The sequence below is a fragment of the Paenibacillus sp. NPDC058898 genome (genome assembly GCF_049316025.1).
Lineage (GTDB): Bacteria > Bacillota > Bacilli > Paenibacillales > Paenibacillaceae > Paenibacillus_AQ.
This window is the reverse complement of record NZ_JBMOSM010000005.1, coordinates 533,690-546,316: the sequence shown is the minus strand read 5'-3', so window position 1 is coordinate 546,316 and position 12,627 is coordinate 533,690. Positions and strand designations below refer to the sequence as shown.

The window sequence follows — 12,627 nt, the reverse complement described above, 5'->3', positions numbered from 1 at the left end:
ATCTCATTTATTACTATAATTATACAACATTAACGCGGTGTCGTGTTGAAATATCTCGATATAAAAATAGCTGTCGAGACTTTCTCGACAGCCTGACCGAGCCCAGAGGCTCGGTTTTTTTAGTGCTTATCTAACAAATTCCTAACCTGTACAGTTTTTGTACAGAATGGAATGATACAATTCGCAAGGGGGTGAGACCCCTCTGGTGCAGATGCCTTTTGGTATAAGGGTGTTACTCCTTAGTGAATGGAGGTTGGGCGGCTTGGAATGGCGAAGCGGACGTAAAGTCTTGTGGATAGTGCTTGCTATATTGTTGAGCACTGCCTTGGGAATCGGGGGATGTTTGATCCATGCCAAGGGGGACATTTCAACAAAACGTTTTATTACGATGAATATGACCAACCCGAATGGCACACTGGCTACCTATTTACAGGGAGCAGAGTCGATCCATCCTGAATTGGCAGCAGGACGAGAGGCACTCTCCGAGTCCCTCGGGTTTTGGATGCAGGCGGCGCTGGAAAGTCGTGACCTTGTCGCATTTGAGAAGAGTTATGACCTATTAACCCGTTATTTTATAGCGGATGGCCATTATATTGCGTGGAAACTAAATCCCGAGGGAGGGGTGGACGTTAGCACGAACGCGCTTGGCGACGATTTGCGGATTATCGGGGCTCTGCTTGAGGGTGCCCGGATATGGAAGGGCCACTCCGAATGGAAGACGACGGCCAGGGATCTCGCGGAAACCTTGTTAAGCCGGTCACAGAAAAACGGGTACCTGGTGGATTTCTACGATTTCTCCAGTCAGGAATTGCCTGACACGCTGAGTCTTGCCTATGTGGATCTCCCGGCACTAAAAGTGCTCCTGGAAGAAGGGTTACTGGATGTGGAAACGTACAATCGATATCATTCCCTTCTGCAGGAAATGCCGGATGACGGTGTGTTCTACCCTAAGTCCTTTAATGTAGTGACCGGGGAGTATACATATGATGCAACTGCGAATTTAATTGATCAACTGTTAGTCGCTTTGCATGCCGGGGAAACGGAAAGGGGCCAAGAGCCGCTACTGAAATTTCTGAAACAAGAGTTTAAGCGGACGGGGAAGATAGCCGGACAGTATCGACGCGCTGATCGAACGGCCGTGGTGAATTACGAGTCTTCTTCGGTGTATGGGCTTGCGATTATGTATGCTATTCACAGGGATGACAGGCCATTTGCAGAAAAGCTGTACAAACGCATGCAGACTCTCAAGGGAAAAGATGCTCGTTATCCCGGAGGATATGTATTCGGAAAAAATACGCATGTTTTTGATAACTTGCTTCCTTTATTAGGGGAATATGCTTTTGATCGAGGTGGACATGGAAAATAAAAGATTGATCCAGCGCATGGTCTGGGGGTACGTACTGCTGATCGGTATAGCGGTCCTGCAGGAGTTGTTGGTCTATATTAATGTTTTTAGAGACTCATCATTTACGCTGCTTGAACTGGGATTCAGCATCGGATGCCTTGCGGCTCTGCTGCTAGGTTTCTTGGTCCCTCCCGGGGTCTCGGTTGTTTGTATTTTTGTTTATATCGTTGCTTATTTTGTATGGCTTACGACGTATGCCGAGGTCGATGTGCTGTCCATCTCCTGGCTCTGGCTGCTGCCAGTCAATGTGGCCGTGGCCACATTTATCAAAGCCGGGCTGATTCGCAACAAGCGGCTGATGGAGCGGCTTGAGGAGCTGCAGCGAAAGAATCCGGAAGTGGATTGGGCTACCTCGCTAGGCAATAAAGAAGCCTTTAAGGAAACGCTGGTCAAGCAGTCGAATCTGGCCAATCGTTATGCGGATGCGTATACCTTTTGCCTGGCCATGTTTAAAATTGAATTTCTGCCGATGGTGCGAGAATCCCTTGGTTCCCAAGGCTATGCTCGGCTGCTCGCTTCCTTATCGGAAGGGATACGGAATCATATTCGGTACGAGGATTACAAGTTCGGCCTTGACGAGGGGCGTTTTATCTTGCTGCTCCCCATGACGAACCAGGAGTATTTAAAGGCATTGACGGATCGGATCAAGCACGCGCTGATGGACATGCCGTTTCAGGACCGGAAAGGCGGGGAGCTGAAGCTGGTGATCCGTGCAGGAGCGCTGGTGTTTGCTAAGGAGCAGTTCAGTAAATATGAAGATGCGGATGCGGTCATTGCCGCCCTCGAACGCAATACGGAGACCGATTTGATCGGAGAATATATATAAATCATTGCCAATTTATTTAGTTAGCGGCAGAAGGAGGAAGAGATGTCTTATACGGAATGGTTTGTCCCGCTATGCAAAATCGTCAGCCTGATGTTTACCCTTGCGGCGCTGGGTCTGTTTATTGCAACGATGGCCCTTCGAGTTCGTGTACAGCGAAAATACGACCGGAGGAAGATCCGTGGCTGACTTATTATTAATATTTTGTATTATTAGCATTTGGGCTGCCGTGTTCGAGTCGATCCTCATTATGGGAGGAGCGGTTCGTTTTATTTTCAGGCAGAGCCGCAGGGAATGGAACATTCCCGATGTGGATGAGATGGAGCTTTTCCCCAAGGTAACCGTCATGGTGCCGGCGCACAATGAAGAATTGGTTATCGCGGCAACGGCGGAGAATATTTTGCGGCTGAATTACCCGAAGGATAAGGTGCAGCTCATTGTCATTGCGGATAACTGCAGTGATGATACGGCCGGAAAATTGAAGGCTTTGAAGAGCGAGGAAGCGTATCGCGACCGGGATTTTATGATTTTTGAACGTACAGGAACGGGTGGCAAATCGGGTGCGCTTAATGATGCGCTGGAGTATGCCAAGAACGAGTGGATTTGTATTTTTGATGCGGATGCGGCACCGGAGCGGAATGCATTGTACTTTTTGATTGAAAAAGCGATGGAAGACCCTGAAACCTATGGAGCGGTATTTGGACGGAACAAGGCCAGAAACCGCGGGCAGAATTTCCTCTCCAAATGCATTAATCTCGAACTGGTCACCGCGCAGCGAATCTATCATACCGGATTGTGGGAGCTGTTCAAGCTGGGGACGATTCCAGGGACGAATTTTATTGTGAAAACGGATCTGATGCGCGAGATCGGCGGCTGGGATACGGAGGCCATTACAGAGGATACGGCCATCTCGTTCGAGATTATGACCAGGGGGCAGTTGATCGCCCTGGCTCCCCAGGCGGAAGCTTATCAGCAGGAACCGGAGCAGCTCAGCGTGTACTTGAAGCAGCGGGAAAGATGGGCTAAAGGGAATTTTTCTGTGGTGATTGAGAACATCCATCATTTGTTCAATCGGTCAAGCTGGCGGATTAAGCTGCAAGTGCTGTACTACGCGGCGAGTTATTTCTGGTTTCTGCTTTCCATTATCGTGTCGGATATCATCATCGTCGTCAACTTGGCCTACTGGGTGATTGCCCTGTTCAATCCGGATATGGTGTCCCCGTTCCAGTTTGCCGATGATGTATACGTCTATCTGATGGCTGCCTGGGGATTGATGTATTACCTATTTGTGCTGCAGATCAATCTGGCGCTGGCAACCGATGTCGGGCAAAGCACGATCCAAAACTTTATTCTGTCCTGCCTATCGTATTTCACGTATGCCCAGCTATTTCTGCTGATTTCCCTGCGCGCGCTCTATTCTTTCGTCGTAGACAAAATGACGGGGAGAAAAGCCAAGTGGTACAAAACGCAGCGATTTGGATAAGAGAATTATTCGAGTGGGGTAGAGCATCGACGAAGGTACCGTGGGATCGAGTCAGTGCTATTGGACGTCCTAATCCTCACTTCCCTTTATTGATTTGTCCATTCAGCTAATAAATCCATTGCTTTCAATCGGAGAAGCCATGTTTGTTCCATAATGTCTAACATTTTACGGCTTCTCGGGTGATTAGGGAATCGAGTGGCGTGCCAAGCTTCCTGAGGCAATCCATATAAGGAAGAAATCAATTTGCGCTCGATCCTGTCTAAAGGATAGATTTCTTCATACCCTTTTAACAACGATAGATTGAAATCTGGATTATATTGAGTCGTATTCATAAGGGACTTTGCTACATCAACATAGAGGGAGCCAACCTTCATGTGGTCCCAATCGATGATGAAAAGCTGGCCCTCATCAGAAATAATGACATTAGGCGAAGTAATATCGTTGTGTATCAACGCGGTACGGGCCCGTTCCTTCTCCAAGAGGTCTACAATCTCCGGACTCCTTAAGTCGGTCCAGGCCCGCTCCGAAAGTCGGTTACAGGATTTTCCGTATTTTTTGTACCATTTGCGGTTCGGTTCATTCGTTTGTATTGCTTTTGCCATTCGCCTACGAAAGAGGCGGTCTTGGCTTTGCCATAGTTGGATTTGTTTAAAAGTGAAAGGCCCTTTAGCGTGAGGGAAATGACTGGATATTTGATGCAGGGTGGCAAGGGCCCGGCCAAGTTCTTCAAAATCTTCTTGTTTTTCTAATTTCCTTCCTTTTATCCATGGGGACATATAAAAGGGTCTTCCTTGGTTTAAAGTCCATAACGTTCCGGAATTGCTCGTTAGCCATTTAGGCATATAGCTAAAGCCGCTATTTATCAAGAGTTGCATATAGTCTGCAGTTGTTTTTATTTGCTGAATTGTATTCGAGCGGAGGAGCAAACTTCGAAAAAAAGGCTTTAGAGCATAGGTTCCACTTTCCGTTTGTACCTGGATGACAGCGTTTTTTCGGTAAAGGGACCCAATCGAGTCTGAACTCAACGGGATCAGGCCAAAGCGGCGGGTAATTTTGCGGATTTGGGTTTTAGTATAGGAATTTACCATGGCAACCTCGATTCATTCAAGATGGGAGAAAGAAGATCGAGAGTAGATCTATTCGCTAGGTTATTCATTGAGGGGGAAGTGTGTATGGTCTAACGCCATGAAGGCAATTAAAAACTTGCCGATACAGACAGCGCGGTGAACCTTACCATAAGTAAAGCAAGTTTTGATATAATGGGCCGGAGGAGGGGAAGGAACATGCACACGATGGAAAGCTTAATGAAGCAATTAGAGCAGCTGGGTATTGACAGCAAAGGGACGTTGTTGGTCCATTCTTCGATGAAGAGTATGGGACCGGTCGAGGGTGGTGCGGACACAGTTCTTGATGCGTTGACAGCCTATATGAAAGATGGGCTGCTGGTGTTACCCACTCATACGTGGTCTTACATCAATGCAGATAATCCGAAATTTTACGTAGATCAGTCATCTTCCTGTGTCGGGATATTGCCTGAACTTTTTCGCAAACGGCCTGGTGTGGTGCGTTCGCTGCACCCTACTCATTCGGTGGCGGCATTAGGCCAGGATTCTATAGTGTTTACAAATGACGATCATCGTTTCGATACGCCATGCGCTAGAGGTTCTGCCTGGGGGAAGCTGCTCGACCGAAGGGCGACCATCTTGTTAGTTGGGGTCGATTTAAAGCGCAACACCTTTATTCATGGAGTCGAAGAGTGGGTGGACATACCGGGCAGGCTAACGGATGACCACGAGATGCTGTACACGGTGTTACCTGACGGAACAGAAATTCCTGTACCTTCCCGCAGACATTGCGGGTTGTCGTGGTCAGAGCATTTTTGGAAAGTCGATGAGGTGCTTGAAGGCCAAGGTGCCATGCATAAAGGGCGACTTGGCGATGCCGTTGTAAGGGTCTGTGATGCCGCTAAGGTGGCGAACATCATAACTGAAATGCTTAAGGACAATTCGGATTTGTTCTCGGATAATCTTCCCTTGTATCATTCAGTCAACCACGATTGATCGAAAAGACCGCAGGGATTGGGTGAGAATGGGTAAAGTGTAGGGTATAAGCATTTCATACATAAGTGCAAAAGGCGAAATGGGCTGGTAACTGCTAGCTCCTTTCGCTTTTTTTTCGACGATAGGCCCGTCCTCCTGACTCCATACATCACACAGGCAAGTTGTAGACCAACGATCAACGACACGCAGTTAGGTCAAGGCATTACGGGCAAGATGAAATGGGAATTTCCTTGAATAATTATTATATTTGCCAAAAAAAGATGTAAAAGCATTAATTGGTAAAAAAGGGTGATTTATTCAGCGCCCTCCCCATATTTATGATGTTAAGAAGGGGGGATCAAGGAAAACGAGGAAATCAAGAAAAATAGCCGAAAAAAGGAGCTGTGATACATTTGCATTTTTTCAAATGCACTTTCCTAGCATCATGACAAACTCCTACTCATCATGTCGTAAGCAAGAAACCAGACGACTGGCTCATATTTGTTCCTTGGAGGGGATTTTAATGATGAGGAAGTATGCAATTTCGATTTTAGTCGCCATTTTTTTAGTGGCAGGCCTCTTTACAGGGGTATCGTTTGGAAGCTCCGTTCAGGGTCACTCAACGGATTATATTGAAGGTCAACTCGTCGTGTCGATTGCGGAACCGCCCGATGTAAATTCGATTCAAAGCGCAGATCATACATTGATGAAATCGGGTTTCCTTACGAAGAGCGGTTTTACTATTGCCGATTCACTGTTCGGACAGGATATGGGCACCTTCTCGGTGCAGCAGCTAGATACCGATGTCAGGGCTGCGGCAATAGAACAAATGGGATTGGTCTATTTGGTCGAGTACTCTGTAAATGACTACAAGTCCATCGATTCCGCCAAAGAAGCATTGCAGACAACGTTGGATGACCTCGGTCTCGAAGTTCGGTATATCTCTGAAAATCGCAAAGTGTACGCGCTTGAAACCGCAGCTCTGGAAGATGTTTCAGTTCAAGCGATTCACAACAATCAGCGTTGGCATTATGACATGATTAGGGTTCAGCAAGCCTGGGGGATTACGACCGGATCTAGCTCAGTTCGAATTGGCGTGCTTGACACGGGAATTGACAGCAACCATGCGAGCTTGAGTAATCTGGTGAACACCAGCCTGGGTCGGAGCTTTGTAGACAGTACCACAATCGATCGTCATGGGCACGGCACGCATGTTGCGGGAACGATCGCCAGCTATGGATCGGTGTCAGGCGTCATGCAGAACGCGACTTTGGTTCCGGTTAAAGTGCTTAGCGACAGCGGCTCAGGTTCGATGTATGGCATTCAACAAGGTATTCTTCACGCCGCGAATATTAGAGCTGATGTCATCAACATGTCGCTGGGCGGCGGCGGCTATGATCGCGGGATGGATGAGGCGATCCAAACAGCGGTTGGCCTTGGCACAATCGTAGTGGCAGCTACCGGTAATGATGGACTTCCAAGCATCTCTTATCCGGCAGCTTACAGCGGCTCAATTGCGGTGGGTTCCGTTACATCAAGCAGAACGCGTTCGAGCTTCTCGAATTATGGAACGGGTCTTGATGTGATGGCTCCGGGATCGAACATATACAGCACATATCCAAACGGTCAATATACAACCATGTCCGGCACCTCGATGGCAACCCCTCATGTGGCAGGCGTACTAGGATTAATGAGATCGGTTAATCCGAGTCTTACTCCTGCTGCGGCCAGAGATATTCTCAGGAATACGGCGCAGCCTGCCGGAAGCACGAATCAGTATGGGTATGGCATTGTTGATGCCCACGCTGCTGTGCTAGCGGCAGGTGGCGGTGGTAGCGATACGCAAGCCCCGAGCGCACCTAGCAATGTAACGACCACAGGTAAAACTGGCACAAGCGTATCGCTTAGCTGGGGTGCTTCTACTGACAATGTAGGCGTAACAGCTTATGAAGTATACCAAGGAAGCTCGTTAGCGGTCACCGTCACGAATACTTCGGTAACGATCACCGGCTTGACACCCAATACAACCTATACGTTCACAGTTAAAGCGACAGACGCCGCAGGTAATCGGTCTGCAGCAAGCAATGCTGTAACGGTAACTACGGATTCCGATTCGTCACAGCCGTCGGCTTGGGCCCCGGGTGTATCATATAAGATCGGGGACGAAGTGACTTACGGCGGGGCAGCATATCAGTGCCTTCAAGCACATACCTCGATGGTGGGCTGGGAGCCAACGAACGTACCGGCATTATGGTTGAAGAAATAATATAGTTTAATATCGATCCGAGTAAATGTTCAGAAGCGCCTTCGCAGATCCGTCTGCAAGGCGCTTTATTTAAAAATTTCCTCCATACCTGGCCTCGGAACTTTGGCGTAGCGTTCTGGATTGAAATGTTGGTCGCACAGCCTATAGCAAGATACGCCATGAAAATCTTGCATTCCAGACAGGCGAGTAAAGCAGCGAGTGTACAGTCGTAATATTGAAGCGACATGCAAAAAATATTAAGACCATTGATTCAGCTAAAGGAGAATCAACGATAGCTGATCCACTGAAGCAAGGCCGTCGATGATGTCGACGGCCTTCTGTTTGCCCTGATTTATTTCACATTGCACTCTTGCAACCCGGAGCAGGCATCGGTATTTCAACCACTTACATGATCGTCCGGGCTTACCCGGTTTACTCTGGTGTTCCTTGCGTGACCCCATGAACATACGTCTTCCAAGGGGTGTCCAGTGCTCCTTGCCCCGGGTTATAGGTAAAGAAGTACTCGACGGTATCCCCATGCTTCAGGTTGTTGACAGGGTAGGTATAGTTACCGTTCCCCGTTGGAGTCATGGCTACGTTTAACTGCCCGCCATTATTGATCTTATAATGTAAATCGGCAAAGGTTGCGCCATTGACATAGAACAGCAAGTCATCGCCGATCTTCTTCAGGCCCTTCACCTCATCGCCGATGACGATCACGGTGGATGATGCCGGTACAACGGTGATCGTGGCGTTGGCTGCTTTATTGCCGTCAGCGGTCTTCGCCGTGACGGTTGTTGTACCCTGAGCGAGTCCGGTCACGAGACCGCTTGGACTCACGGATGCGATGCCGCCGCTGGCAACGGACCATGTGACTTGCTTATTCGTTGCATTGGACGGTGCCAAGCTGGCATTTAACTGAACACGCTGCCCGACTTCGACCTGTGTCGTGGTCGGACTGACTGTTACGCCGGTAACTGGCACGTTTCCTGGATTCTGGCCGCCGCCTTCCCCTTCTTTATACACACGCACATAGTCTACCTGCATCGTTGCAGGGATATCGGACGGATCCGGGGTCCGGCCCCCATCAAAGGTCCCGCCGATCGCTAGATTCATAATGAGGTAGAACGGCTGATCGAAAGGCGCATTTGGATTGTTCGGCGCCGCTGCGGAATACCATTGATCCCGGGTCACTTTAAAGAAGAACTTGCCATCCACATACCATTTAATGTTGTCCTCTTCCCAGACTACGGAATAAACATGATAGTCATTGGCAAAGGTTTGCCCTTCAGGGAAGTGATATTCACCGGAAAGATACCGGTTCGTCGGCCATTGTCCCCCAAAGTGTACGGCGCCGCTCGTTGAGCCTGGCAAGCGTCCTTTTGCCTCCATCACATCGATTTCACCGGATGATGCCCATGTTCCATACACATTATCCTGGGGAAGCATCCAGAGCGCAGGCCAGATGCCGTTGCCTGTAGGCAGCTTTGCCCGGAAGTCCACTCGGCCGTACTTGAGGGAAAAATGATCTTTGGTGTTAATCTTGCCAGAGGAGTATTGTGCATACCGACTTGGATCCTGCGGGAAGGATTTTGGCTCGTTCAAAGCCTTGATATTAAGTTTTCCGTCCTGTACAAAAACATTTTGTGCACGATCGGTATAATGCTGCAGCTCCGAATTGCCCCAACCCCATGTATTGGGATCGTCATTGAGATAATAACCTGTTTCATAATTCCATTTGCTCTGATCGAGCGCGGTTCCGTTAAATTCATCCTGCCAGATGAGATTCATGCCCTCGATGGCTGAGTCATTTGGCGTTCCGATCGGAATATCCTCCTGATCGGTTACATCCGGACGAGGAGCATCTGGGTTGCCAATCAGGGTATAATTGACGAAATTGCTGCCCACACTTCCACCTGCCTGTCCATTTAGTGGATAGCCGATACGGATCTGCATATCCACCTGGATCGGCTGGAACCACAGGCCATAGATATGGTCCGCCCAATATCCCCACTGGTTGGCAGCGGACATGTTATTGTAGCCATTAGCGGAGTAAACGAATCCACTCTGACTTGAGTTATCCAGATCCACCCATTGCCCGTTGATGTTAATCTGGTATACGAAATTGCCAAGCTCCGTGCCGATTGGCGCACCCCCATCAATCTTAGGCAGCGGGATGCCGATAGCGCCGCTCGCATCGGCTGTAAAGGTCGTTCCTTCATAAGGCGTAAGGACATAAGAGTTTCTTACGGGCTCATTAAAGGAGATGGTATAGACGATGTTAGCCGAAGAGGTCTTTGATTCTAATTTGACGTTAATCGATTCCGTTACATTAAACCAGTAGCCGCCGCCTCCGTCAGTGAATTGGCCAAAATTTTGATCATAGATCCAGCCGCTGGCTGCATTGTTGTCGATATCGATCCATTGGCTGCTGTTTACAGGCTTCACATACACTTTCAAATCATCTGCTACGGCCGCATAGGTTATGGCCGGATCATTGTTGAAAATAGGGTAGGTAAAGCCGGCACCGCCCGTAAACCCTGCTGTAATTTGCGGTCCTTGGGTCGGGGTCATCGCGGTGATGGTTGTTTTGTTGATGTTTTGAAAGACTAGTGAATATTCAAGCTTGACCTCATTGGCTTTGGAGTACAGCTGAATTTCGGTCGTTGTGGAGAGCGTGAACCAATAGCCGGTAAAGCCGCCGTCGTTCCAGTGCCCCCAGTTCTGGTTATAGACAAAGCTGCCGACACTGTCGATATCGACCCAGCTGCCATTTACTTTCACCTTTACTCCCAGGTCCTGGGCAACATCATTCCAGGTGGCAGAGCCTCCGTTGAATATCGGCATGACAAAACCGTAGCTTGCCTGGCCAACTCCTGATTTGGTGATGACAGGCCCGTCTGCAGCTGAAAAGTAAGACATCGAGGTTATGGTGGTTCCAGCAGTCTCAGCAGCCTGAACCTTCGAAGTCGGCAATAGGCCGATGCTAGCCAGCATCACGACCGCCAAAAATAAGCTCAATACCCTTTGCCTATACCGCTTTTCCGAAGTTTGTGATCGCTTCATAAATACCCTCCCTTAAGATAAATGAATTCCCCAGCATATGCGAATAAAGGAAAACGCTTACAATGGAGACATCTTAATTCTATCGAATTTCATAATCAGAAGGATAGGTACCATTTTTTTGGTTGGGCCCCATTATTTCGGGTTTATATGAATGAGCGCAACGGTCATCAAGATCCAGCTGGGATGAAGACGGCGCATTATGGCCATTCCTTGCGGGATGGCCATACATTGGCTTACAGGTAAATCCTTCGGGCTTCCTCATTGAAGAATTCGATCACGTTCGGATACTTGGTTATATCGATCTGGTTCTGCCTCATCATCTTCTGAATAAAGATGGCATCAGTAAAAATGTAATTGATGATCGCTTCGCACCATACCGGAGTGCCTTTAAAGTAATCGACCAGATCATCAATTTCATCAAACTTAAAATAAAGGATATAACAAACGTAATTCTGGAGCAGCATACGGAAACAATGCTGTCTATAGGGGTTCAGGCGATTGTCCGAGAGAAAGTCTTTCATAATACCGAATAACGTTGTTTTATTCTCGGCGTTCATATGAATCAAATCATCAACGTTATTGATCAGCTGTAATAGTACGTCTAAACCCTCTTCGGAAGGCATGATTAGCTTGGGCGATTTACCCTCAATGGACCTTAATAGCACCAGTGTGAGATCCTTGCAGGCATGAATTTCATGAGGAGCGATGAACAGTTGGTCTCTATGCTTGTCAAGATTCTCGCTATAGTAATCGTGATATACAGTAAAATAATGCTCCATACGGATATTGGTTTTCGTATGAATCAAATCTTGCCCGTTGAATGAAAAGGCGTAGAGCGTCTCCTCATTAACCGGGTGAGCATACAGGTAGAAAAAGAAAAAGAAGTCCCTTAATTGCTGCCTCTGCTCCTCGTTCAACCGGGAGGCATCCGTCAACTGAGCCAACTGAAAAAAGCAGTAGTTCTTCATAAAATCATTCATGGCAAGGAATGGATTGGTCCTTACGATGGATGTCGTCTTGTTGATCGTAAATAACAGGTAATAGAGCACGAGTTCGTCATAGACGTCCAGATGGTTAAAAAATGCCGAGAGCACAGGCTTCCAGTCCGGGCTCGCAACATAATGGGGATCTCGGGGCTGTAATTCGTACGTCCATTCAACAAAGGCCTCATCTTTACGTTCGACAAAGAATAATTCAGCGCCATCTTCCTCAAGAAGTTCATATTCAAAGCCGTCCAACGGAACGGACGGCAATCCTCTATTGAATTTTAGATTCAGATATTCATGATATAGTAATTGAAGTTTCATCCTTCATATCCTCGGTTTATAATTTAGGTCCATATACATATTCAACATATAGAAGGGCATTCCTCTGCTCGTCGATATCATATATGTATTGTGCTGACTTGTCCCATTCCGTTCCATTCCAAATCGTAGTTTAGTATTTCCGTTTATGCGTTCGGTCAGGACGAACGGATTTCGTTTCTCATTTCCTGCACCGTCCGTCATGCCGCGCTAGGAAAACGATGATGCACCGTCCGGTTGCATGAACGGAGTTCAGGATTGG

The 12,627-nt window shown here is 47.9% G+C and carries 9 protein-coding genes; 6 read left to right on the top strand and 3 right to left on the bottom strand.

Features of this window, described 5'->3' with window-relative positions; genetic code table 11:
• Window positions 1-262 precede the first annotated feature (262 nt).
• From ACOZB4_RS17320 to ACOZB4_RS17305, 4 genes are read left to right on the top strand one after another with little or no spacing between them, the layout of a single operon-like run.
• Window positions 263-1,366, top strand: coding sequence for a glycosyl hydrolase (locus tag ACOZB4_RS17320; protein WP_379413006.1), 1,104 nt, complete (start codon window positions 263-265; stop codon window positions 1,364-1,366).
• Entirely contained in the window at window positions 1,356-2,231 is an 876-nt protein-coding gene (locus tag ACOZB4_RS17315) for a GGDEF domain-containing protein (protein WP_379413008.1), read from the top strand. The genes ACOZB4_RS17320 and ACOZB4_RS17315 overlap by 11 nt, the downstream gene beginning before the upstream one ends.
• 42 nt (window positions 2,232-2,273) lie before the next feature.
• Complete coding sequence (locus ACOZB4_RS17310; protein WP_179090659.1) at window positions 2,274-2,417, top strand: hypothetical protein; 144 nt, start codon at window positions 2,274-2,276, stop codon at window positions 2,415-2,417.
• Window positions 2,410-3,711, top strand: a complete 1,302-nt coding sequence (locus ACOZB4_RS17305; RefSeq protein ID WP_379413012.1) for a glycosyltransferase family 2 protein — start codon at window positions 2,410-2,412, stop codon at window positions 3,709-3,711. The genes ACOZB4_RS17310 and ACOZB4_RS17305 overlap by 8 nt, the downstream gene beginning before the upstream one ends.
• A gap of 86 nt (window positions 3,712-3,797) precedes the next feature.
• Here ACOZB4_RS17305 and ACOZB4_RS17300 read toward each other — a convergent pair whose 3' ends face one another.
• Window positions 3,798-4,799: a phosphotransferase gene (locus tag ACOZB4_RS17300; RefSeq protein WP_379413014.1), complete on the bottom strand. Its 1,002-nt coding sequence runs from the start codon at window positions 4,797-4,799 to the stop codon at window positions 3,798-3,800.
• A 195-nt stretch (window positions 4,800-4,994) separates the two neighbouring features.
• On the opposite strand from ACOZB4_RS17300, the gene ACOZB4_RS17295 reads away from it, so the two are divergent.
• On the top strand, window positions 4,995-5,771 hold the full coding sequence (locus ACOZB4_RS17295) for an AAC(3) family N-acetyltransferase (RefSeq protein ID WP_379413017.1): 777 nt from the start codon (window positions 4,995-4,997) through the stop codon (window positions 5,769-5,771).
• Between the two features lie 502 nt (window positions 5,772-6,273).
• Complete coding sequence (locus ACOZB4_RS17290; RefSeq protein WP_379413019.1) at window positions 6,274-8,016, top strand: S8 family serine peptidase; 1,743 nt, start codon at window positions 6,274-6,276, stop codon at window positions 8,014-8,016.
• A gap of 411 nt (window positions 8,017-8,427) precedes the next feature.
• Here ACOZB4_RS17290 and ACOZB4_RS17285 read toward each other — a convergent pair whose 3' ends face one another.
• On the bottom strand, window positions 8,428-11,061 hold the full coding sequence (locus ACOZB4_RS17285; RefSeq protein WP_379413022.1) for a family 16 glycosylhydrolase: 2,634 nt from the start codon (window positions 11,059-11,061) through the stop codon (window positions 8,428-8,430).
• A 233-nt stretch (window positions 11,062-11,294) separates the two neighbouring features.
• Complete coding sequence (locus ACOZB4_RS17280; protein WP_379413024.1) at window positions 11,295-12,368, bottom strand: hypothetical protein; 1,074 nt, start codon at window positions 12,366-12,368, stop codon at window positions 11,295-11,297.
• Between the last annotated feature and the right edge of the window lie 259 nt (window positions 12,369-12,627).

What these genes read in the sequence shown, in the direction of transcription:
- ACOZB4_RS17315 (WP_379413008.1), top strand. Translation starts at nt 1,356, where the DNA reads ATGGAAAATAAAAGATTGATCCAGCGCATGGTCTGGGGGTACGTACTG.
- ACOZB4_RS17310 (WP_179090659.1), top strand. Translation starts at nt 2,274, where the DNA reads ATGTCTTATACGGAATGGTTTGTCCCGCTATGCAAAATCGTCAGCCTG.
- ACOZB4_RS17300 (WP_379413014.1), bottom strand. Translation starts at nt 4,799, where the DNA reads ATGGTAAATTCCTATACTAAAACCCAAATCCGCAAAATTACCCGCCGC.
- ACOZB4_RS17295 (WP_379413017.1), top strand. Translation starts at nt 4,995, where the DNA reads ATGCACACGATGGAAAGCTTAATGAAGCAATTAGAGCAGCTGGGTATT.
- ACOZB4_RS17290 (WP_379413019.1), top strand. Translation starts at nt 6,274, where the DNA reads ATGATGAGGAAGTATGCAATTTCGATTTTAGTCGCCATTTTTTTAGTG.
- ACOZB4_RS17285 (WP_379413022.1), bottom strand. Translation starts at nt 11,061, where the DNA reads ATGAAGCGATCACAAACTTCGGAAAAGCGGTATAGGCAAAGGGTATTG.
- ACOZB4_RS17280 (WP_379413024.1), bottom strand. Translation starts at nt 12,368, where the DNA reads ATGAAACTTCAATTACTATATCATGAATATCTGAATCTAAAATTCAAT.